Annotated in this window: 25 protein-coding genes; 11 read left to right on the forward strand and 14 right to left on the reverse strand. The window is 46.1% G+C overall.

Annotated elements, in window-relative coordinates; genetic code table 11:
• Positions 1-98 precede the first annotated feature (98 nt).
• Positions 99-1,010 (forward strand): recombination-associated protein RdgC, encoded by a 912-nt coding sequence (gene rdgC, locus BSPA111_RS11985; protein WP_183271365.1) that lies wholly within the window; start codon positions 99-101, stop codon positions 1,008-1,010.
• Positions 1,011-1,164: 154 nt separating this feature from the next.
• Here rdgC and ppnP read toward each other — a convergent pair whose 3' ends face one another.
• The 5 genes from ppnP to BSPA111_RS12010 form a co-directional block, all read right to left on the reverse strand.
• Positions 1,165-1,458, reverse strand: a complete 294-nt coding sequence (gene ppnP, locus BSPA111_RS11990; protein ID WP_183271366.1) for a pyrimidine/purine nucleoside phosphorylase — start codon at positions 1,456-1,458, stop codon at positions 1,165-1,167.
• An 80-nt stretch (positions 1,459-1,538) separates the two neighbouring features.
• A complete protein-coding gene (locus tag BSPA111_RS11995; protein WP_183271367.1) occupies positions 1,539-2,216 on the reverse strand; it encodes an AroM family protein in 678 nt (225 codons plus the stop codon).
• 280 nt (positions 2,217-2,496) lie between these two features.
• Positions 2,497-2,688: a YaiA family protein gene (locus BSPA111_RS12000; protein WP_183271368.1), complete on the reverse strand. Its 192-nt coding sequence runs from the start codon at positions 2,686-2,688 to the stop codon at positions 2,497-2,499.
• A gap of 44 nt (positions 2,689-2,732) precedes the next feature.
• On the reverse strand, positions 2,733-3,257 hold the full coding sequence (gene aroL / locus BSPA111_RS12005) for a shikimate kinase AroL (RefSeq protein ID WP_183271369.1): 525 nt from the start codon (positions 3,255-3,257) through the stop codon (positions 2,733-2,735).
• 110 nt (positions 3,258-3,367) lie between these two features.
• Positions 3,368-3,829 (reverse strand): YaiI/YqxD family protein, encoded by a 462-nt coding sequence (locus tag BSPA111_RS12010; protein ID WP_183271370.1) that lies wholly within the window; start codon positions 3,827-3,829, stop codon positions 3,368-3,370.
• Between the two features lie 172 nt (positions 3,830-4,001).
• Here BSPA111_RS12010 and proC point away from each other — a divergent pair, with 172 nt between their 5' ends.
• On the forward strand, positions 4,002-4,811 hold the full coding sequence (gene proC, locus BSPA111_RS12015; protein WP_183271371.1) for a pyrroline-5-carboxylate reductase: 810 nt from the start codon (positions 4,002-4,004) through the stop codon (positions 4,809-4,811).
• Between the two features lie 34 nt (positions 4,812-4,845).
• Here proC and adrA read toward each other — a convergent pair whose 3' ends face one another.
• From adrA to BSPA111_RS12035, 4 genes are all read right to left on the reverse strand, one after another.
• Positions 4,846-5,973 (reverse strand): diguanylate cyclase AdrA, encoded by a 1,128-nt coding sequence (adrA, locus tag BSPA111_RS12020; RefSeq protein WP_255459268.1) that lies wholly within the window; start codon positions 5,971-5,973, stop codon positions 4,846-4,848.
• Positions 5,974-6,063: 90 nt separating this feature from the next.
• Positions 6,064-6,381, reverse strand: a complete 318-nt coding sequence (locus BSPA111_RS12025) for a PsiF family protein (protein ID WP_183271373.1) — start codon at positions 6,379-6,381, stop codon at positions 6,064-6,066.
• 234 nt (positions 6,382-6,615) lie between these two features.
• Positions 6,616-6,876: an anti-adapter protein IraP gene (iraP, locus tag BSPA111_RS12030; RefSeq protein ID WP_183271374.1), complete on the reverse strand. Its 261-nt coding sequence runs from the start codon at positions 6,874-6,876 to the stop codon at positions 6,616-6,618.
• 253 nt (positions 6,877-7,129) lie between these two features.
• Positions 7,130-8,350, reverse strand: a complete 1,221-nt coding sequence (locus BSPA111_RS12035; protein ID WP_183271375.1) for a multidrug efflux MFS transporter — start codon at positions 8,348-8,350, stop codon at positions 7,130-7,132.
• Between the two features lie 259 nt (positions 8,351-8,609).
• On the opposite strand from BSPA111_RS12035, the gene ddlA reads away from it, so the two are divergent.
• Positions 8,610-9,710, forward strand: coding sequence for a D-alanine--D-alanine ligase (gene ddlA, locus BSPA111_RS12040; protein WP_183271376.1), 1,101 nt, complete (start codon positions 8,610-8,612; stop codon positions 9,708-9,710).
• 3 nt (positions 9,711-9,713) lie between these two features.
• On the opposite strand, the gene BSPA111_RS12045 is transcribed toward ddlA, so the two are convergent.
• A complete protein-coding gene (locus tag BSPA111_RS12045; protein ID WP_183271377.1) occupies positions 9,714-9,944 on the reverse strand; it encodes a DUF2754 family protein in 231 nt (76 codons plus the stop codon).
• A 272-nt stretch (positions 9,945-10,216) separates the two neighbouring features.
• Between BSPA111_RS12045 and BSPA111_RS12050 the strand changes: the two genes are divergently transcribed.
• From BSPA111_RS12050 to BSPA111_RS12060, 3 genes are all read left to right on the forward strand, one after another.
• Positions 10,217-10,543, forward strand: coding sequence for a DUF2755 family protein (locus BSPA111_RS12050; protein WP_183271378.1), 327 nt, complete (start codon positions 10,217-10,219; stop codon positions 10,541-10,543).
• 1,183 nt (positions 10,544-11,726) lie between these two features.
• Positions 11,727-12,368 carry a helix-turn-helix domain-containing protein gene (locus BSPA111_RS12055; RefSeq protein ID WP_183271379.1) on the forward strand — a complete coding sequence of 214 codons (642 nt, stop codon included), beginning with the start codon at positions 11,727-11,729 and terminating at the stop codon, positions 12,366-12,368.
• A 290-nt stretch (positions 12,369-12,658) separates the two neighbouring features.
• Complete coding sequence (locus BSPA111_RS12060) at positions 12,659-13,291, forward strand: LuxR C-terminal-related transcriptional regulator (protein ID WP_183271380.1); 633 nt, start codon at positions 12,659-12,661, stop codon at positions 13,289-13,291.
• A gap of 99 nt (positions 13,292-13,390) precedes the next feature.
• Here BSPA111_RS12060 and BSPA111_RS12065 read toward each other — a convergent pair whose 3' ends face one another.
• The gene (locus tag BSPA111_RS12065) at positions 13,391-14,500 is read right to left on the reverse strand and encodes a DUF1615 domain-containing protein (protein WP_183271381.1); all 1,110 of its coding nucleotides are present in this window, start codon (positions 14,498-14,500) and stop codon (positions 13,391-13,393) included.
• Between the two features lie 192 nt (positions 14,501-14,692).
• Between BSPA111_RS12065 and BSPA111_RS12070 the strand changes: the two genes are divergently transcribed.
• Genes BSPA111_RS12070 through BSPA111_RS12080 form a run of 3 tightly spaced genes read left to right on the forward strand, consistent with a single transcriptional unit; the run spans position 14,693 to position 17,893 of the window.
• Positions 14,693-15,148 carry a MarR family transcriptional regulator gene (locus BSPA111_RS12070; RefSeq protein WP_183271382.1) on the forward strand — a complete coding sequence of 152 codons (456 nt, stop codon included), beginning with the start codon at positions 14,693-14,695 and terminating at the stop codon, positions 15,146-15,148.
• 20 nt (positions 15,149-15,168) lie between these two features.
• The gene (locus BSPA111_RS12075; protein WP_183271383.1) at positions 15,169-16,347 is read left to right on the forward strand and encodes an efflux RND transporter periplasmic adaptor subunit; all 1,179 of its coding nucleotides are present in this window, start codon (positions 15,169-15,171) and stop codon (positions 16,345-16,347) included.
• 10 nt (positions 16,348-16,357) lie between these two features.
• Positions 16,358-17,893 carry a DHA2 family efflux MFS transporter permease subunit gene (locus BSPA111_RS12080; protein WP_183271384.1) on the forward strand — a complete coding sequence of 512 codons (1,536 nt, stop codon included), beginning with the start codon at positions 16,358-16,360 and terminating at the stop codon, positions 17,891-17,893.
• A gap of 36 nt (positions 17,894-17,929) precedes the next feature.
• Here BSPA111_RS12080 and sbmA read toward each other — a convergent pair whose 3' ends face one another.
• The 3 genes from sbmA to lpxP all read right to left on the reverse strand — a co-directional run bounded on the left by sbmA (position 17,930) and on the right by lpxP (position 20,747).
• Entirely contained in the window at positions 17,930-19,147 is a 1,218-nt protein-coding gene (sbmA, locus tag BSPA111_RS12085) for a peptide antibiotic transporter SbmA (RefSeq protein WP_183271385.1), read from the reverse strand.
• A 95-nt stretch (positions 19,148-19,242) separates the two neighbouring features.
• Entirely contained in the window at positions 19,243-19,764 is a 522-nt protein-coding gene (locus BSPA111_RS12090; RefSeq protein ID WP_183271386.1) for an isochorismatase family protein, read from the reverse strand.
• A 56-nt stretch (positions 19,765-19,820) separates the two neighbouring features.
• Entirely contained in the window at positions 19,821-20,747 is a 927-nt protein-coding gene (gene lpxP / locus BSPA111_RS12095) for a kdo(2)-lipid IV(A) palmitoleoyltransferase (RefSeq protein WP_183271387.1), read from the reverse strand.
• Between the two features lie 432 nt (positions 20,748-21,179).
• On the opposite strand from lpxP, the gene BSPA111_RS12100 reads away from it, so the two are divergent.
• The gene (locus tag BSPA111_RS12100; RefSeq protein ID WP_183271388.1) at positions 21,180-21,467 is read left to right on the forward strand and encodes a hypothetical protein; all 288 of its coding nucleotides are present in this window, start codon (positions 21,180-21,182) and stop codon (positions 21,465-21,467) included.
• Between the two features lie 177 nt (positions 21,468-21,644).
• On the forward strand, positions 21,645-22,796 hold the full coding sequence (ampH, locus tag BSPA111_RS12105; protein ID WP_255459270.1) for a D-alanyl-D-alanine-carboxypeptidase/endopeptidase AmpH: 1,152 nt from the start codon (positions 21,645-21,647) through the stop codon (positions 22,794-22,796).
• Positions 22,797-22,818: the final 22 nt, after the last annotated feature.

The raw sequence follows: 22,818 nt of genomic DNA on the forward strand, positions 1-22,818 counted from the left end.
TCAATAGAATAGAAGTGTGTGGCCGTAAAGGCAATGAAACAGAGCGCCTGATTCGCTATCATGCCCGCTGCGTTTAACTGACAGTCCGGGAAATAATCATGCTGTGGTTCAAAAATTTAATGGTTTACCGTTTAAGCCGTGACATCACGCTTTCAGCGGATGAGATGGAAAAACAGTTGGCCGCGTTTACCTTCACCCCTTGTGGCAGCCAGGATATGGCCAAGACTGGCTGGGTGTCGCCAATGGGCTCACACAGCGATGCATTGACCCATGTCGCCAACGGGCAAATTCTGATTTGTGCTCGTAAAGAAGAAAAAATCCTCCCGGCTCCAGTGATTAAACAAGAACTGGAAGCAAAGATCAGCAAGCTAGAAGCCGATCAGGCTCGCAAGCTGAAAAAGACCGAGAAAGATTCTCTGAAAGATGAAGTACTGCACTCTTTGCTGCCACGCGCATTCAGTCGTTTCAATCAAACGATGATGTGGATCGATACCGTTAACGGTTTAATCATGGTGGACTGCGCCAGCGCCAAAAAAGCGGAAGATACGTTGGCATTGCTGCGTAAAAGCCTTGGTTCTCTGCCGGTTGTCCCACTTGCACTGGAAACCCCTATCGAGCTGACGCTGACTGAATGGGTACGTTCAGGCGACGTTCCTCCAGGTTTTGCGCTGATGGATGAAGCCGAGCTGAAGGCTATTCTTGAAGGTGGTGGTGTGATTCGTTGTAAGCAGCAGGATCTGGTGTGCGACGAAATTGCCGCCCATATCGAAGCCGATAAAGTCGTGACGAAACTGGCTCTCGACTGGCAAGAACGTATTCAGTTCCTGGTCGCCGATGATGGCTCGATTAAACGTCTGAAATTTGCCGATACGCTGCGCGACCAAAACGAAGATATTGACCGTGAAGATTTCGGTGGGCGTTTTGATGCCGATTTTATTCTGATGACTGGCGAGTTAGCAGCGTTGATTAAAAACCTGGTTGAAGCGTTAGGTGGCGAAGCGCAACGCTAAATCATCTCCCTGCCAGGGGAAAAGAGATTTACCCTAAATAATTCGAGTTGCAGCAAGGCGACAAGGCCGTAAGTCCCCAGGAACATAGATAACTATGTGACTGGGGCGCACGGGTGCAGTCAACGCAACTGCAGCTTGAAGTATGACGGGTAAATTATTTGTCAGCCAAATAACGGCAAAGATAAGACGTTGGTTCGGCAACTTGTAAATGGAATTCACTGTGTCCAGGAACATGGAACACGGTGCCCGCAGCATAGGTTTTCCACTCGGTTTCACCCGGCAGCAAAACGTGTAATGCCCCACTAACCACTGTCATTTCTTCTGGTTGGGCAGTACTGAAAGCATATTCACCTTCAACCATTACCCCAACACTCGCGCGGCCAGTGCTGCTGCTGGTAAACCCAATAGATTTCACTTTACCGGAAAAGTACTCATTACTTTGAAGCATGACCTGGCCCTTTTTAAAATAGTTGAAAAAACAATATAGAGGGGAACGGAAGAACCTGTCACGCAAATTATTGCCCGCCGTTACGCGAGTAATTCTGACGCTAAGCGAGCAATCAGCACGTTCGATAATAATACTGGGACATCTAACGATTTTTGCAACAAATCGCGGTGTTTTTGGTGAAAGCCAAGACAGTCAAGAAGCAATACACCTGCACCGTCCTTAACCAGTTTTTCCCCAGCCTCGATTAAATCCTGCTCGGTTCCGTGAATCGGATTCGCCAGCTCGTACAAGGGTTCGCATTGCAATAGCTGCCATTTCTTATGCTGAAATTTCAACATTTCAGGGACGGGGATAATGATACCCACCTGATGCCCATCGACAATTGAAGCCACCAGCGGCGGGATAATGCGCTCCGGCTCCAGCAAAATACCTTTACGCACGGTAAGGTTAGAAAAACGGTGCGAGCACATCAGCAAAATGACATCGAAACCCTGGTTATCCAGCACTTCAATCACATCCTGCAAGGCGCGTTCCACCTTTTGTTTTCCTAAATCAACTAAAACGTTCCCCGACAGAAGCGTCATGAGTGGTTCTTCGCCAGGGGAGAGGGCATATTCCGTCATCACTTCTTCATGTGATAGGTTACCCAACAGACTGAATAGTTTGATTTTTTCTTCAGAGACATGGTCTGTGAGTAGCGGCAGCATTTCACTGACCGGGACAACACCGATGGTAATAATTGCCAATGTTTGTTTCATGCTTCGTTCCGCCCTTGTCCCATATCAGCCCCTCACTGCTGCGCTGGTACCTTTCCTGTGAATGATACTCTGCTGAAGGTCGATTAATAATTAAGCACAAAGCGTAGCAGCATAATTGCAGAGCACCTGTCGCAATGTTCAACGAAACGTCAATGACATTAATACAACTTCACGATAATGAATTATTAACAAATGAATAAAGTGAAAGATGTGATTAATCACCAGATCAATGAATTAACTTTAAAGATGAGGGGACGATTATGGCATCCATGCCGGGATCTTACGTTTTTTGCGGATCTTCGTAGCGCAGCTTTGCATCACGCGCTTCTTGTTCGGTCTCGTGCTCACTGATCAGCGTATCAGGATGGGGATGGTCAGCACGAAGTTGATACCAGGTCACCGTTTGGTCCGTGACCCCTTTTTCAACAGCAACAATACGCGCTTCCCGAGGATATGGAGGATTGCTCGCCATCACACTTCCTTTGGAGATGAATGAGCATTAAGTATAGACAACAATCAGCAGGCCCGAGCCGTATTCAGTACCGCCAGAACCGCTTCAACGATTTCTGCCGGAGGACGCGTGGCATCTACAACATGGTGCGCAGCCTGGTTATAGAGCGCTTCACGTGCGGCGAGTACCTCAACGATTTCATCCGTAATAGGTCTGCCCGTAAGCGTAGGACGCTGGCCTTCTTCAGGGAAAGCTTCTAAACGGGATGCCAGGATTTGCGCCGGTGCTCGCAAATAGATAACCACTCCGTTCTCACGCATAAACTGACGATTACTGTCGGCCAGAACCATACCACCACCCGTGGCAATAACCGTTCCAGGTGCCGTAACGCTTTGCAGCGCCATGGATTCACGACGGCGAAAACCTTCCCAGCCCTCTTGTGCCACGATATCAGCGACGCTCATTTTAGTGCTGGTTAAAAGGTAGTGGTCGGTATCAACAAAGTTACAGCCCAATGCCTGCGCTAGTGCAACACCCACGGTTGTTTTGCCACAACCTCGTGCGCCGACTAAATAAATAGGTTGAGTCATCAGTGGCTAATCCTCAGCAGTCCGCCAGAGTGGGTAAAAATCTGTAACGATTTTCGTTACGCGAAACATAATATCAGCAAGCTAGTACGCGGAATAGATTTACATTATTTTTAGGCGCTTTTTGAACGACTGGCGACGAGCAACCATTTTTCCAGTTCATTGGCAAACAGCTGACGGTCGCGCTGGCTAAGGCTATCTGGCCCGCCAGTTTGTACACCACTGGCTCTTAATGTGTCCATAAAATCGCGCATGGTCAGGCGTTCCCGGATGGTGGCAGGGGTGTACAACTCACCCCGAGGATTCAAGGCAATCGCGCCCTTTTCCAGCACGTCGGCGGCCAGAGGAATATCTGCGGTCACCACTAAATCCCCCTTTTCACAACGGCGCACAATTTCGTTGTCTGCTACATCAAAACCCGTTGCTACCTGCAAGGTACGAATAAAGCGCGATGGCGGGACTTTCAGCCCCTGGTTAGCAACCAGTGTCACCATAATTTGAGCGCGCTCCGCTGCGCGAAACAACACTTCTTTAATCACTTTTGGACACGCATCAGCATCCACCCAGATTTGCATGACAACTCCTGATTGTCGGGGCTAATGGGGGCGATCTTGCCGTGCTTTTCCAGAATCGCAAACTTTATCTTTCACGGCTACGAAGGAAGGCTGTTTTGCTTTAGCGTAGCGCGAGTATCAGAATGCACGTTAAGCTATGCTCATCACACAACTCAAAAGATGGAGTGAGACTATGGATAAGAAGATTGGTTTTATTGGTTGCGGCAACATGGGAACAGCCATCCTTGGTGGTCTGATAGCCAGTGGACAGGTACTTCCAGGTAATATCTGGGTCTATACCCCTTCACCCGATAAAGTTCAAGCCTTGCACGAGCAATACGGTGTTAACGCAGCAGAAAGTGCGCAGGACGTGGCACAAATTGCGGATATCGTATTTGGCGCTGTGAAACCGAATGTCATGTTAAAAGTGCTCAGTGAAGTCAGTTCCAGCTTGAATAAAGACTCGGTGGTGATCTCCATTGCTGCGGGTATTACGCTGGATTCTCTGGCTAAAGCGCTCGGCCACGATCGCAAAATCATTCGCGCAATGCCAAATACCCCTGCGTTAGTCAATGCTGGCATGACGTCCATCACGCCAAATGCGCTGGCCACTCCCGAAGACATTGCAGATGCGGTTAACATTTTCCGCAGCTTTGGGCTTGCCGAAGTGGTCTCTGAATCCATGATTCATCCCGTTGTGGGAGTTAGCGGTTCAGCGCCTGCTTATGTGTTTATGTTTATCGAAGCCATGGCTGATGCAGCTGTTCTGGGCGGTATGCCGCGCAAACAGGCATATCAATTTGCTGCACAAGCCGTCATGGGCTCAGCCAAAATGGTACTGGAAACCGGCAAACACCCAGGTGAGCTGAAAGATATGGTGTGTTCGCCAGGCGGTACGACTATTGAAGCGGTGAAAGTTCTGGAAGAGAAAGGATTCAGAGCCGCAGTGATGGAAGCCATGGTGAAATGTATGGCGAAGTCCGAGCACTTAGGTAAATCATAATTTTGTTCCCCTCTCCTGTTTGCAGGAGAGGGTTTTAAGCGGCGATATCAGCCACTTCTGTACGGCTGCGCCCAAGTTTTTTCGCTTTATACAACGCCACATCAGCCGCTTTTAACCATTCGCGATAGCTCACCATATTGTGATCAAATTCCGCCACACCAACACTGATACGCAGTGAGAAATGCGGTGCATGAGGTAAACGGAACTCATCAAGATAGTCTCGTACACGAGCCATTGCCTGTATCGCACTCTCTTGCGACGTGCCGGACATGATCACACCAAATTCGTCACCACCGAAGCGCCCCACTACATCTGTAATACGCAATGTGAGCTGCAAATGTTCGGTGATGGCCAGAATAGCTTCATCTCCAACATCATGGCCAAATGAATCATTAATCGACTTAAAGTGGTCGATATCAATCAAAAGCAAGGTTGCATTTCGCTGGTAGCGTTGGCAGTTATCATATTCCCCGTGCAGCAGATGTTCCCAGTGACGGCGGTTATATACCCCCGTCATGCCATCGCGTGTGCTCAATTGCATAAAGCGACGTTTATGCTCGGACAGTTTTAGTGCAGTACGGTAACTGACCAGTCCAAAGTAAGTGGGATAAATCAATAAAAACGGTAAGCAAACCCATACCTGAGAAGGCATGGTCTGTAGATTCAGCGGGATAAGAAACAGGCCAAGCGTCAACAGGCAGCTCAGCACAATAAAACCTAAGCCGTTAAAGAACAATTTCAGCCCGCCACAACCGACATTGTTCATGCATATCATCGCAAGTATTAATGCTGAGGGAAGCGCATTCAAACCCATTACCCCAATCCAAACGCCGCCCATCAAAGAATCAATCATTAAATTACGGATTTCTGCCTGAGCAGGGTCTGGCGCATGATCGGCTGTTTGCCATGCTAAATGCGGCCAGATAAAACCGTTGGCAACCAGGAGTAACCACCACCATCCTGATATCGGCTGCATAACCAGCACTGAAGCGACACAGAAAAAGCCCGTCCCTAACCCAATAGTTCTCGGTATATAAATGCGACGGGCAAATCGCCGTCCTGAGCGATGCCGGTCTTCATCGAGGTAAGTCGAGCTATCCATAAATCCCCCAGGAAGCCATTTACCAGAGTTATGATCATCATTCATGATATTTAGGAATATTCTGAAACATTTGCCGTAATTATAGAAAGCGTACTTTGGGGGAAAGTATGATTTTTCGGGTGAGTCAGCGAAGCGACTCACCCATTTAGCTTACTGAGGCTGTTTTTTCAGGCAATTACTCATGAAGGTTTTACGCGCATCACCGGATAATGTTTGTTTCCCGGCTTCAGCATTACACTCTTTCATTTTCTGCTGTTGCGGAGTCAGGCTTTTATCTGCGGGGGCTGACTCTCTATTTTTCAAGCAATTACTCATATAGGTTTTACGTTCATCCCCTTTAAGGGTTTTCGCGGTAGCTTGTTGATTACACGTCGTCATACGCTGTTGCTGCGGCGTCTGCACTTTGTCTGCTGCCACCGCAGAACCCATAACACTGACCAATAAAGCCATCATTAATACTGTTTTCATAGCACTATCCCTTTTAATGGAGTGCTTTAATTTTGGTATGTTTATGGCGAAAAGGCGAACTGTCAGAGGGAGATATCCTGCCGCTTCGCTATTTATTGGAACCTTTTCAGAGGAGTAATGAGAATAAATAGATTATAGCTGAGATAAAAATGTATATGGCATAACATTAATTACCCTTACTAACTATTAAGAAGGGTAATAATAAAATGTAGTCCAAAATAATTATAAAAAAATTTAAACGCAAGGGCGGTTCAGGAGCCTCGTTAAGTTTTTCTTCAAGAGGTGAGCGTCATGAGATGTAATCGTATCACTGGGTCTGACATTGGATAAAGCGTCTTCAATGCTGGTCGTTATTGCCTGTAATTGACTGCACTCCATTTTGTGGAGAATTGCGGTAACGACTATTTCAAGGGCTTCTATCTGTGCAACAAACTCTTTTGACTCTTCTTCTTTTTCGGCGAGTCTGGTCAGTAACTCAGAAATGAGATTTCTCATCTTAATTGCCCCAAAGGATTTGAAGCATGACGTTATCATTCTGGTTTCATGTTGCCTAGAGGGGATCACGACTATTTTTATATGTCTTAGCGAATTTGTGTCAGAGTGCAAAATATCTTCAGCCTGCTAACTTAAAAATAGCATCGCGAAGTTATTTCAGATCTAAAATTAACAGCATACTTTATAGCTGATGTAATTTTGGTTAGTTTTTGCCCCTATTAAAAGGAGTAATATGCAGCACAAACATTAAAGATTACGGCAGCATCTGATCTCGCATGGCATCTTGCTGCTTTTTACGCCGTAACATAATGGCCAACTGCCACACGTTAAGTAGGACGACCAACGCTGTAGCAATGAACACCCAGCGATAACCCGCCACGGCTGACACGCCAGCACCGATTAAGGGGCCAATCACATTCCCCAGATACATAAACGATTGGTTATATCCAAAAATTCGCCCGGTCACGTGGTCACTGGAATACTTCACGAGCATCGTTTGAACCGCTGGTAGCATTGCACCATCGGCAAAACCCAATAAAAAACGTAATACGGCCAGCTGCCCAGGTGAAGTCACCCACGACATAGCAAAAAATAATATTACCGAAAAAATCAGCGTCGCCATTAATACTCGGGCGGTACCTATTCTGTCACCCAACTTACCTAATCGTGGCGCTGAAATAAGGGCTGAGATCCCCGGAACCGCCGCTATAAAACCACTGATAAACGCAATATTGTTACTTTCTGGGGAAAGATGTTTTATAAACAGAGCAAGTATTGGCCCCACCGAACCATTACAGAGCTGAATGACCATAGTGGTGACAAATAAACTGATCATCAATTTAGGATAAGGAAGAGAAGCAAACACCGCTTTGCCTGATAAACGATCGGCTTTACTTATTTTAGGCCGCGCACCTTCTTTTATCAGGAAGAGTGTCACTAAAAAACTGACCATTAATAACGCTGCTGTGACGTAAAAAACCACCCGCAATCCGAGGGTGTCTGCCATATATCCGCCCAGAAGTGGGCCGACAATAACCCCACTGATTTGTGCGGTTGAAAGTGTACTTAAAGCCCAGCCGCTGCGTTCCCGAGGGACTTGAGAGGCCACTAACGCCATCGCATTGGGAATATAGCCAGAGGTGAGCCCCATAACAGCGCGTAGAATAAAGAGCTGCCAAACGTTAGTGGCAAACGCCTGTAATAAAATGGCGACCGCCATCCCGAGCGATGCCCTCAACAGCATCAATTTCCGGCCTTTCCTGTCGGCCAGGCTACCCCACATTGGCGAGACAATAGCAGAAACCAGAAACGTCACACTGAAGGTCAGCCCAGACCACATTGACAATGCCTGATGAGAAGTAACGCCGAGTTGTTCAACATAGAGCGGCAAAAACGGCAGAATTTGACTGATGGCTAATCCGGTAAAAAAGCACCCGAACCATACCGAGATTAAATTGACCTTCCAGGATTCCATACCGTGCACGCTTTATAAGTGAAATAAATAAGCGGAATACTTTGAACCATATCATAAAATTTTAAATTAACGATATATGTCGTAGTCGCGCATCCCAAAATGAAATTGGCCAAACTAAAACCGCTGATATCCGCACATCATTGATTAAGGAATAATCATTATAGAAGTTGCGCGATTTTAAGCTGCAGGAAGCACATGAATCCTCGCAATGAGCGTGGTATGTTGTCCGCCTTTGTACAGTTTAAGGATGGGTTTAGGCATGGCAAAACTGCGGGTGGGTATCGTGTTTGGTGGCAAGTCAGCAGAACACGAAGTGTCGCTGCAGTCGGCGAAAAATATTGTCGACGCCATAGATAAATCAAAGTTTGAAGTGGTGTTACTGGGGATTGATAAACAGGGCCAGTGGCACGTCAATGATGCATCCAACTATCTGTTAAACGCAGAAAACCCGGCATTGATCGCCTTGAATCGCTCAGGGACAAATGTCGCCGTGGTGCCAGGCCAAACAGAAAACCAGCTGATTGAATCCTCCTCCGCACAGTTTTTAGCGCCAGTAGATGTTATTTTCCCAATCGTTCACGGCACGTTAGGCGAAGATGGCTCCCTGCAAGGGATGCTGCGCATGGCTAACTTACCGTTTGTCGGTTCCGGCGTGTTGGGTTCCGCCGTGAGTATGGATAAAGACGTGACAAAACGCCTGCTGCGCGATGCCGGGCTGAATATCGCACCTTTTATTACCCTTACCCGTGCAAACCGTCACAACATCAGCTTTGCTGAAGTCGAAGCAAAACTGGGCGTACCATTGTTTATTAAGCCTGCCAACCAGGGCTCATCTGTTGGTGTTAGCAAAGTCAGCACCGCAGAGCAGTATGAAACGGCTGTGGCATTAGCCTTCGAGTTTGATCATAAAGTTGTGGTGGAAACTGGCATCAAAGGCCGTGAGATTGAATGTGCGGTTTTGGGTAATGATGCACCACAAGCGAGCACCTGCGGTGAAGTGGTCGTAAACAGTGATTTCTACTCTTACGACACCAAATATATCGATGATAAAGGTGCGCAAGTTGTGGTGCCTGCTGCGATTACCGCTGATATCAACGATAAAATCCGTGAAATTGCAGTACGTGCGTATCAGACGCTGGAATGCAGTGGAATGGCGCGGGTGGATGTGTTCCTGACCGCTGATAATGAAGTTATTATCAATGAGATCAATACACTACCAGGCTTCACCAATATCAGCATGTATCCAAAACTCTGGCAGGCAAGCGGCTTAGATTATCAAACACTGATTACCCGTTTGATTGAGCTGGCTCTTGAGCGCCACCAACAAGATAGCGCTCTGAAAAGTTCGATTACGGCTTAAGCCCTACTCTTTCGCCGCCGCCGGTTCTTCTGATTCCGGACGGCGGCGAATGATAAATCCCGCTACCCAGAAACAAATAATCCAGGTCACCAGCCCAACCGCATAGTTTTGCCAGCCTTCGGTTTTAAATCCCAGCAAGCCAATTACACCATTCAAAATAAAGATCAGGCCAATCGCTACGGCGTAATAGTGCCAGTCACGGCGCATTTTCAAAGACAATGTTTTCGCAGACATGGTGCAATCCGTCAGGGCTAAAAAGAATACTTATTGTGGCATAGCGCGCGACGTTAAACCCCACGTTAATGCGAGACAAACAGGATAATGTTACGGAAATTTCACCTAAGTTACGAATATGTGATCTCAGACATATATTCACAAACCAGGACTATTCTGCCCCAATAATTACCAACAATCTGATATTGACAAACAGTATGACCTGCCAAACTCAACGCAATTGAAGTATCAGGCAGATGCCTGGACCGTTTTACTGTTTCATGGGGGGCGTGATGACTGATATGAGTTTGTCAAAACAGGTTGTTCCGGTCATAACCACGGTTTCAACAATGAAAGCAGAGAGATCTACCCGGAGTAATTTGGCATACGCCGCGTTCATTTTGTTCTGCTTTTGGGTTGGTACCCAGATCCTAAGTTTGATGGTTCACGCCCCTGGCGTACTTGAACATCTCGCCCAAGGTAACGATGCCACACGCCCGCGCATTGAAATGGGATTTGCAATTAGCACTGTTTTTGGCCTGGTGCCGTTTCTTGCTGGATGCATGTTACTCGGCGTGGTTTGCCTGGTGATGAGAATCCACCACCGCCATCATTTTTAACCCTGGCTCATTAAAAAATATCTTTGCCGGTGGTCGCTAATATTAGCGAATTCGCACCCTCCAAGGTAATGGCCCCAGTACCACCGGAGTTTTACCCGATGTTAATAAGCATCGTGTAAACTTTACTGCCGTCCTGACTATCCAGAGTACCGTTACCTCCTCCAAACAGCAGCCTTTCCGCGGCCTAACTCATCATTAGCAACGAGCATACTATCTCACTATCGATCGTTAACGTCCCTGCATTACCTATATAAAATGGGTTCCGTACGCACTGATGTACGCAGCGATGCTAATATTATGAACCCCACACTCTCAAAAATTACCTTTTAATTTAAACATTGCCAAAGCGACGTCTAAATTAATTGCATTATTAATACATAATGAAAGATTCAATAAAGGAAAACCGACCAATGCCAATTAGCTATTGCTAAAATCGCATTTTTACAAAGATTAAAACTATTATTTAGATACACCAAAGTATCATTCAACCAAAATGAAATAAAGCCTGCTTGCAAACAATTAAATAGCCAAAAATAGACAAATGATTAACCAAAAATAAATAACACAATGTGCACTCTTACAGCTGAAAAATTCAACATCATGATTTCATTACAAAAAACAACACATCAACTCTAGATCATTGATGGCTTACTTATCGATAATCGGCCCAAGAATTGACTCGGCTTTTTGAAATTAAATATCAAAAGTGCAGACACTAGAAAGTTCTCGCATCGGTAATATGTGTGATTATCCTGGAAAACACGCAAGGTATAACACAAACCTCGCTTATTTCAGCAGAGCTGCTATATTCAAAAGCCTGACGCACTCGATCTCTAATCATGAGTCGAATAAAATCTCATTATCCCAAAGGTGTTTGAAACTTCATTCTGATTACACCTCATCATGAAAATTTATCATGTATATATATACATATAGCAAAGTTCTTTTTTACACATAAAATTTCTTTTTAATAATTTCATCTTCTGCCATAATAATATTTTGTTTTATAAAATATTATTATATTTATGCACTATTAGTTTTTTAACTTACAAAACTATTTTAACATTGTTCTTTTTAGCCTTATCACATACAGTGATCGATCGCTAACAATGAATTGGACAGGCAAAGACTACAGTATGGATCATACTTACATTGAGTAAGTTATCTCGAAGGACTTTTGATTATGTTTACCAATATGTTAGTTGTTAGCGAAATCGTACAGGAAGCCCATGAAAAAATAGGTTTAGAAATTGATAGCAGCCCTCATAAAATGAGAATCATTTCATCAAAAAAGCAAGAAATTTCTTTTTACAACAATAAAGAAAAATCAGTTTACCATTTAATTTCTGGCGAAATAGAACTACGAAGCACGAATAGTAACTTAATTGTTCTCAATGTCTACGCCCCTGCAATTATTGGGCTTTCGAGTATATTTACGTCTAATGATTTATTTTATATAAATACTGTTACAGACGTAGAGCTTGTTTCAATACCGATGTCAGAATTAGTAAAAACCGCCAATGAAAAAAATCTTTGGATGTATATTTCAACAATAATGTCACACTATTTAGATGTTTGCTATTTACGAGATTCTATTTTATATCAAGATAGTGTTTACAATGTTATAAAGAATCATCTTGAAATTCTCTGGAGATTTAAAAGGGATAAGCTTGATGAAATATCAGTATTTGATTTCATCCTGAACAGAACACCAGTATCTCGAAGCTCTCTTAATAAAGTACTTAAAGACCTCGTGTCTGGCGGCTATATCAAAATGAACAGAGGGAAATTAGTTGAAATGAACAAATTACCATCAGGATACTAATCACTGATGTAATTCATAACAAATACAATTACTTAAAGTTAAAATCTTTATGTTGCTTTTGTTTGATTAAAATCCACCATTTTTATTATTATCTATAGTCATTGCGAAACGCTTCATTTAGAATACCGGGCCAGTGCTTAAACTACTGCTTCGACTCTATAAATACCGCATTCACTGCCTCACCCCCAAAAATAGACACAGGAAAGTGTTTTATTATACTTTTATGAAATTCAAAATAGGGACAAACTGGAGTTGCAATAATTAGCATTGACAGGAAGAGAGTGATAGTCATGAAAATAATAATAAACGATTCAAACTTATATCTTAACGAAGGAATAAAAAATCTATTAAGTCAGTGCTATAATAGTGACATAGACTTCATGCTAAATGAGTCAGAAGAAAATTTAAAAAAAGCTGACGTTATCTTCTTTCGATTTAATCCCGGTGACGAAAATATTTGCCACGCTCGTTACTTAAAGAGAAACAACAGTGTTTTAATCGGTATAGCAGACAAAGCACCTTCCACTTCAGAATTGCCAAAGTGTATAAAAAGCACTGTTTTCCTGACAAAAAATGATACAGAAGTTACCCTACAAAAAAGGCTGTCTCTTGCGGTTAAGAACAAAGAAAAAAATTGTAATGCAAATAAAAGCAATGAAAATCCATGTGAAGGTTGCTCAATAAAGAAAATCACAACTGCAGAATTTATGATATTGAATCTTCTATATGATATGTCAATCAGGCAGATAGCTGAAGAGTTGGGTATACCGTATAAAACAGCTTTTTCTCGCAAGTACAATATGATGTTGAAGTTTAATTTAAAAAATAAAATTGACTTACTTATGTTTATACAAAAGTTCTCACAAAAGGATAATTTCCTTTTATCGCCAAATGACAATTTATATTATTTAATCAAGAAATGATTATATCCGTAGTGAGATTATTTAGACCATCTCACTACGGATTGTTGGTTACTTGCGAGTTGTGATCGCTTAGCAGACGATAATTACGGAGGGAATTGACTACAATTTCATACACGCAGCTCGTCGCTCATCTACCCGTTTTGCAAACCATGCTGTCGTTAGGTTGCGGGTGATCTTCGGGCTTTCCAGTGTGATACCCGGCAGCATTTCTCGCGGTAACTTCTTACCGGTCTTCTTCTCCGCTAGCGCATAAACCTGCTGATATAAATCGGTTTTCTCAAAGTCGATACTGTCACCTTTTTGCAAAGCGCGATGAATTTGGCTTTCACTCATCCCGAGTTGGTTTGCCAACTTCCTGACCGCCAGTTCGGTGCTGCCAGCTTTATCGGTGTTATACAAAATTAAGTCGCCATCCAGCGCCAGTTTTACGCCGGTTGCCTTGCTGACTGCACTCTGAAATGCAGCATTGCGGCTGGCGTACCATCCGGCGTTGAAATCTGCAAAACGGTAGAGTGGTTGGGTGTAATTCGCCGGATAGTTCAGTAAATGGTAGGTGCCGAACCACAAGCCCCCTCGCCGTGTGAACACTTCCTGCCGCACGGTTCCCTCCATTTTCCATGGATAACCCGCAGTGTGCTGTTCAGCAAAAGCGATACTCACTTGCATCGGGCCGCCAGTATGAACCGGGTTCAGATTGCCAAACAACTTTTGCCCCATTGGCACCATATCGATGAAATCATCAAAAATCGCGCTCAACTGCCCTTCCGTTTTCACGTTATCCAGACGTTCGCTGTAACTCTTGCCGTTCGGTGATTTGATTAACAACGCGGTATGCACCAAAAAAACCGGAATATGCATTTTTTCAGCGCGACGGTCGATCTCCTTCCAGGCAATTTTACTCAGGTTTGGCACTGCCGGATCAGCAACCAGATTGGATTCTTGCTGCGCGACAGCCAGGACAGAGCAGATATTTTCTTCGCTTGGTGCAATCTTCTGGCTCTTAAAGGTAGTCGCTAACTCTTTCGCCAGGTTGTTGCGGTCTTTTACGTTGGCAGGGATTTTCTGCTTTACCACCGTTTCGACGTCTACCGGTTTTGATGTTTCTGATACTGAAGGTGCAGTTTTAGTTGTACACCCCGCCAAAACAAAAAGTGCGCCCAGGCTAAGTACGAAAAATCCATGCTGTCTGTTTAAAGTGGCTGTGGTCATAACGTTCCGTTGTGATTGTTTTTGTAAGACTTGCAAACAATAACAGTTCTGAGCCCGGGCGTTTATCGGAGATTGGCTTAGAGTTAAGTACAAACTCGCGCACTGACATAAAGTGCGGTCTTCTTGACGCAAACTTGACAGTTGCTTGCCTGGTCAGTAATTTCATATGTAATTATTGACCAGGCAAGTATCATGAAAAACAATCCGGGTATTATCGATAACAAATTCCATCTCGGTTTGCTCATTCACCTCGCAAACCAGTTTAAAGATCAGCTTATCAGCCAATACTTCTCTGGCATGGATATCACTGCGCCACAATTTAAAGTGCTGATTAATATTTATAAAGGTGTGACTAGCCCAGCGGAAATAAGCAAAGCCCTGGTCATGGACGCAGGTGCAATGAGCCGTATGGTTGACCGCATGGTCAAGCGCGAACTCATCGTTCGTCACCCGAATCCGCAAGATAAACGCCAGGTGATTCTGGCTCTGACTGACAAAGGTCTGTTGATTTGTGACCGCTTTCAGAATGAAGCACTCGCCTCAATTATCGGCTCTCTCACCGCACGCCTGACGCAAGATGAATCTCAACAACTGGTCGCATTAATTACCAAAATGCTACCGGACGACATCACTGCGCCACATCGTTAACACCGTATAAAGGCCAAAAGATGGAAACGACTCCAGAAGAACACGTTCAGCGCTCCAGTAAGCGCAAACGTAATTTTATTATTTTTATCCTGATTCTTGTGTTGGCAGCCGCAGGCTGTCTCGCATGGTATTTTTTGTACGCTCGCTTTTATGAGTCCACAGATGATGCCTATGTGAACGGCAACCAGGTCGCGCTAACGCCACAAATCAGCGGAACAGTCACTCAGGTCACCGCGGATGAAGGGGATTTTGTCGAAAAAGGTCAGCCGCTGGTGTTACTTGACCCCAGCGATACCAGGATTGCACTTCAACAAGCAGAAGCCAGCCTTGCAAATACTGTGCGGCAAGTTCGCGGGTTATACAGCACAGCGGATAATTACCGTGCACAGGTCGCCACCAAACAGGTCGCCCTGCAAACTGCTCAAAATGACTATGCCCGCCGCCAGAAAATATTCTCGACGGGTGCGATTGCGGCTGAAGATCTTTCGCATTACCGCGATGCAGTAACCAGCGCACAAAGTGACTTAGCCGCCGCGCAACAGGCATTGCATACCAACCTGGCGATGGTTGATGACACCGTGATTGATAGCCATCCGGAAATCAAAACCGCCGTAGCAACGCTTCGGCAGCGTTATCTGGATAACTCGCGGACGACCATTGTTGCACCGGTGAGTGGCTACGTCGCTAAACGTGCCGTGCAGTTAGGGATGCGTGTGGACCCAGGTACAACATTGCTGGCGATTGTGCCGCTCAATGAGGTGTGGGTTGATGCCAACTTCAAAGAAAGCCAGATGAACACCATGCGTTTGGGGCAGAAAGTGACACTCAACGCCGACCTCTATGGCGACGATGTTGAATACCATGGAACCATTGAAAGTCTGGGTATCGGTACCGGCAGCGCGTTTTCTTTGCTCCCTGCGCAGAATGCCAGTGGTAACTGGATAAAGATCGTTCAACGCTTGCCCGTTCGTATCACGCTCGATCCACACGATATGCAGAAACATCCGCTGCGTATTGGTTTGTCGATGAATGCACGAGTGGATATTCGCAACGAGGATGGTCACCTGCTGCCACAGAAAACGGTTAGCTCGCCTCGCTTCACCACCGATGTCTATCAAGATTCTCTGGAAGAAGCTGACAAACTGGTGGCGAAAATCCTTCATGACAACAGCAATGCGATAACTTTACGCACCCATTAAGAGAGACGTTATGCAAGATAAGGCGGCGTATACGCCCCCCAGTCTGCTGCTTGCGACGCTCGCGCTGTCGTTGGCAACTTTCATGCAGGTACTGGACTCGACTATCGCAAACGTCGCATTGCCGACGATTGCCGGCAACCTTGGAGTCAGCGCAGATCAAGGCACATGGGTTATCACCTCGTTTGCAGTGTGTAACGCTATTGCATTACCGCTCACCGGTTGGTTTACCCGGCGCTTTGGGCAGCTAAAATTGTTTATTGGCTCGGTGGTGATGTTCACCCTCACCTCTTTCCTGTGCGGTTTCGCCCACAGCATGACGGAGTTGATTATCTTCCGCGCCATGCAGGGCTTTTTCGCCGGGCCTATGTTCCCGATGTGCCAGACACTGCTGCTGGTCATTTTCCCGCCCATGAAACGCGGTATGGCGTTGGCGCTGCTGTCGATGGTGACAGTGGTTGCTCCGATAGTTGGGCCAATTACCGGCGGCTGGATCACCGATAACTACTCCTGGCCGTGGATTTTTTATATCAACGTGCCAATCGGCATTTTCGCCTCGATTGCAGTTTGGACACAAATGCGTGGGCGCGAAGAAACGACCACCACAGCACCCATCGACTATATCGGCATCGGTTTGCTGGTGATCGGCGTTGGGCTGCTGCAAGTGGTGCTGGATAAAGGCAACGACCTTGATTGGTTTGCCTCGCCAGAAATTATCATCATGTCGGTGATTTCTGCGATTGGCCTGATAGCGTTTGTTATTTGGGAATTGGGCGAGCGACATCCGATTGTGAATTTGCGTCTGTTTAAAGAACGCAACTTTGCGATTGGTACCACAGCATTGATGCTGGGGTATGCAGCCTTCTTCGCCATCAACATTATCCTGCCGCAATGGCTGCAAACGCAGATGGGCTACACGGCAATCTGGGCCGGGCTTGCTGCTGCACCGATGGGCTTCCTGCCACTGTTACTTACGCCGATTGTCGGTCGTTATGCCAGCAAAGTAGATTTACGAATCCTGGCGTCGATGTCGTTCCTGATTATGGGCGCATCCTGCTTGTTCCGTGCGCAGTTCAATACCAATGTTGATTTCCGCACCATCGCGGAAGTACAGATGTTTATGGGCATTGGCGTGGCATTCTTCTTTATGCCTTTGACGACGATTGTGTTGTCGAATCTTCAGGGTGCCGAAGTGGCGGAAGGTTCAGGCTTAGCCACATTCTTCCGCGTATTGGGGGGCTCATTTGCCTCGTCACTGACCACCTGGATTTGGTCACGTCGGGAAGTTTTCCACCATGCAAATCTGACCGAGAGCGTATCGATTTATAATCCGTCAGCAGTTGATTACCTGGATAAGATGGGTGGCGCGACACAGCAGCATCTGGCGTTTGTCGATAAAACCATAGAGCAGCAGGCCTACATGATGTCGACCATTGACTACTTCTGGATTCTGGGATGGGGGTTTATGGGGCTGATTGTGATTATCTGGTTCGCTCGTCCACCGTTTATTCGCTCGGGTGCACCTGGTGCTCCAGCGGCGGGACACTAAATCAATCTGGCGGGGCTCCCCGCCAGATTTTACTGTTTAGGCTGATTCCCCCGCCGCTTCGACAGGAATATCCTGCAACGTACGCTCAAAGCTGCGAAGACGTTTGTAGATAGACATCAGCTCAACCAGCGTTGTCCATGAGCTAATCAAATACTGGAATGAGCCGCGTACCTGGCCAAATACGTTGGTGATTTGCGTCATCAGACCTAAGGTAATGGTCCCCGCAACAATTGACGGGAAGAGCAGGAACAAACCAAATACGTTATCCACTTGCAGGTAGAGAATACGTGCAATATTGAAATACATGTAATGGAAGTACAGGCGGAAATAGTTTCTGCGCACGCCGTCAAACAGCTCTTTAACCGTTGGTGGGGAGGCACGAGACGGGTCATCTTCACCATAAACCAGCTCTTTACGATAAGCCGCTTCTACACGCTGATTTTTAAATTCGAGCCCAGGCAGTTTAATCCCAACAACCGCCAGTAAACCGGTCCCCAGTAATGACCAAATAATCGCGGCGATCACCAGTCCATAAGGGATATGCCCGACAATAGGCAAATCAGGAACATGTGCGGATAGAGTCACCAACACAGGCAGGAAGGCGATTAACGTCATAATGGCATTAATAAAGCTGACGCCCATATCCTCTAGCGTTGAGGCAAAACGCATGGTGTCTTCTTGCACACGCTGCGCAGCACCTTCGATGTTGCGCAACATTTGCCAGTTGTCCATATAGTATTCGTTCATTGCGGTGCGCCACCGGAATACATAATGGCTGACAAAGAAATTGTTCATCACGCCAACAATCACTGCAATCAGTGCAATGCCCAGGAATATTCCAACCTCATGATAGAACTGCTCAATGGTTACTTTATGAGGGGAGCTAAGCGCCGTCTGAATTAAATCGTAGAACGGGGCATACCACGCATTCACCGCGACCCCGACTTCCACCAGGAACCAGGTCACGAAGATGATGAGTGAAGAGCCCAGAATGGACCAGTATTGCCAACGGTGCGGGCTGTAGATAAACCAGAAAAGCGCAAACGCACCGACGCATAAGGCATAGTAGGCATAAAACACCAGATAGCCCAAAGACCAGAATCGGGCAGCACTGATTGGTACTTCGCCCTTCACCCCAGCAAGATGTTCAAGCCAATTACCACCGCCAGCCTGCCAGAAAACAACGGCGATCATTGCCCAAAGAAAAGCCGACAGGAAAAACGCTGTCGGGCGTGGGAAAAACGATTTAAACATTACAACACTCCTGAAAACACACTTTTATTGTTATAACCATCCCGACTAAATAAGGCTCACTCAATGTTGTATCAAGAGATGTAAGGTTTACTGCTTTACCACTGTTCCAGGATATCCGCGGTGGGTTTTACCAACAGAGTATTTCCCGGGATCGTAAAGTTACGCCAGACATCGTTGTAATGCTCGATCAACACTTCAGCAAGCGCCGCCGGGCGATTTGCTGTTGTATGCGCGTCTGCTGCGACAGTCATGGCATAACCGCGGCTGGTTCCATTTTTAATAGTAGCGTCCACGCAGTAATCCGTTGCACAACCGCAAACCACAAATTCGTTTATCTGGTGATGATTGAGGACTTCAGCAAGTTCAGTACGGTAAAACGCATCGCACGCTGTTTTCGTCACGTAAAGCGCGTCAACGGGTTGTATTAACTCAGGTAAAAGCTCAAACGCCGCAGTTCCCTGCTCCAACCCCTGTTCCGTATGTTGAATGAAAATGACTTTATCGGCGGCGTTGATCAATTGGTTAATGCGTGTCGTGCAGATGTCCCGGTTAATACGTGGGGCTTCAAATACCCCATTTTGCATATCAATAACCATCAGTACGCGTTGGGCAGGCATGATTAAGCTCTCACTAAACGAGGAATGCAGGAGCGTAACACATTCCTGTTTTGGCTTTAAACCGTATAAAGTTTAGGCTCACCCGGTGGACGGGTTTTGAATCGACGATGCAGCCATAAGTATTGCTCTGGCGCACGCATGATTTCGCGTTCGATCTTACGATTCACGTACTCAGCGGCGGCCTGTTCGTCATCCAATGGATAATCCGTAAACTCAGGTTCGATAACGAGTTGATAACCCGAGCCATCTTTCTTACGGATGAGCACAATAGTCAGAATCGCTGGTTTTGCCAGACGAGCAATCGTGTAAGTTCCGTTGGTTGTCGCAGCCTTCTGCACAGCAAAGAACGGAGCGAAAGAACTGCCTTTAGGACCGTAATCCTGATCGGGTGCGAACCAGACGGCTTCGCCTGCTTTAAGAGCCTTCACCATACCTTTCAAATTACGACGATCCAGCATGGCTTTATTGGAGCGAGAACGCCCCCGCGTTTGAACAAACTCCATCGCTTTGTTGTTGTGCGGACGGTACATTGCCATCATCGGACGGCAAAGCCCCATCACGCGGCCCCCCAATTCCAGCGACATAAAATGAACGCCGATAGCCATCACGCCCTGACCTTTTTCACAAGCCGTAGTGATATGTTCAAGCCCACTGACTTCGAACCACTTACGTACTCGTGCATCCGGCCAGAACCATGCCATTCCGGTTTCAATTAAGCCCATACCGAGCGACGAGAAATTTTGTACCACGATGGCATCAACCTGCGCATCGGTATAGTGCGGGAAACACAGTTTAAGGTTCTGTCGAGCAATGGAAACCCGGCGTTTGAGAAAACGCATGGATGCACGACCAATGAAGTCGCCCATTTTCAGTAGTACGGGGTAAGGCAATTGCACCCAGAGCCACAAAATACCCAGACCAAACCAAGTTAGCCAATAACGGGGGTGGAGAAGTTCAGTTTGAAAGCGCGGTTTACTAGACATTATCAGCTTCTGTATGCGTAATTGGTGTGTATCGCATAAAGAAGTCACTCATTAGCGGTACAGCGTAAGCTCGAACTATGGCGCCACACGGCGGTAATAGTTGCAGCAGGGAGATCAAAGTGACTCTGATAATACGCATTTTCTGATCAAGCCATGTATAGATGTTGTCAGTTTTTTTACGTATTTCGCTTCATTGCGTATAGATTATGAGTTACACACACATAGTCGTTTAAAAAATAGACGTTTTAAATCAAATTTCGACGATTAGCCAGTAGAGAATGTTTCATTTGCCTGCACCTGAAGAGTCTGTGAGAACACGAAGTTAAAAGTGTGATTTCTAACGGATAAATTTTAGTCTTTTCAGCTATCGAAAATCAATTTCTGGACTAATACTTATTGGGATTTCCCTACACTCTTCAGGAACCTGGCACAATGAAAAAACTAGCTTTAGCCTTACTGTCCAGCACTCTTCTATTCGCAAGCGCCGGCGCCTTTGCCGAGAATCCAGCGACCAGCACATCGGGTTTGCAAGCAGAGAAGGAGCAGCTCAATAATCCCGGTCATATTATTGATGACTGCCGCGCAGCTGGAAACGAAAACAAAAAAGGCTGCGAATCAGGACACGAGATGCGCTCTGAGCATAAAAGTGATGATAAAATGCTCAAGCAAGGCGGCACAACTGACGACGTAACGCAAAAAGACGTACAGAAAACAAATTAATGCAGATTGCACCGCAGCCGTAAACTGTGGTGCATTACTAAGCGAAAATACTCTTGAAATGCCACGTTACGCTTTTTCTCATCACAATCCTCATTTTCCCGTTTGCGTAGCGCCTTAGAGTAGTATAAATACGATCAATATCGCTTCACTTCGTTTAATGGGTTACCCGCGTTGAAAATTCGTCTCCCGCGTCTCGCGGCGCTTGTCATTGCTGCGCTGCCAATTTTAAGTTTTGCACAAACATCTCCCGATCCTGTTTTTGCTTCGGAAATAGCAGATCGTTATGCCAATCATATTTATTACGGCAGCGGTGCTACGGGCATGGCAATGGTGGTGATAGATGGTAACCAACGCGTGTTCAGAAGTTTTGGTGAGACTCGACCTGGCAACAATGTTCGCCCGCAACTTGATTCGGTTATCCGCATTGCATCACTGACCAAGCTCATGACCAGTGAAATGCTGGTGAAAATGTTGGATCAGGGAAAGGTTCAGCTCCATGATCCATTAAGCAAATATGCCCCTGCCGGAGCCAGAGTCCCTACTTTCAATGGCAAACCTATTACTCTGGTGAATCTGGCAACGCACACCAGTTCATTACCTCGTGAACAACCTGGCGGTGCCGCACATCGAACAGTGTTTACCTGGCCGACGCGTGACCAACGCTGGAATTGGCTCGCCAATGCGAGTTTAAAAAGCGCACCGGGTACTATTGCCTCATATTCAAATCTCGCCTTTGATCTTCTCGCCGATGCGCTGGGGCGTGCTGCAGGCAAACCTTATCCTCAGCTGTTCGAAGAACAAATCACCCGTCCATTGGGTATGAAGGACACTACATTTACGCCTTCACCTGACCAATGCAAGCGCCTGATGGTGGCAGAAAAAGGTGCCAGCCCTTGTGATAATACGCTCGCAGCAATTGGCAGTGGTGGCGTTTATTCGACACCTGATGACATGATGCGCTGGATGCAGCAATTCCTGAGTTCTGATTTCCATCGTCGTAACACCCAAGCCGACAGAATGCAGACGCTTATCTATCAACGTGCGCAACTCACCAAAGTTATTGGTATGGATGTACCAGGAAAAGCTGATGCCTTAGGGCTGGGTTGGGTATATATGGCACCGAAGAATGGTCGTCCGGGCATCGTGCAAAAAACCGGAGGGGGTGGTGGATTCATCACGTATATGGCGATGGTTCCGCAAAGTAATGTCGGGGTTTTTGTTGTTGTAACTCGCTCACCATTAACTCGTTTCGTGAATATGAGTGATGGGGTAAATGATTTAGTTTCGGAATTAAGCGGGTTTACCTCTCAAGCCAGCCCTTCATCCTGATAATTGAGCAGGTCGATTTGTC

Source organism: Buttiauxella sp. A111 (assembly GCF_014189855.1).
GTDB lineage: Bacteria > Pseudomonadota > Gammaproteobacteria > Enterobacterales > Enterobacteriaceae > Buttiauxella > Buttiauxella selenatireducens.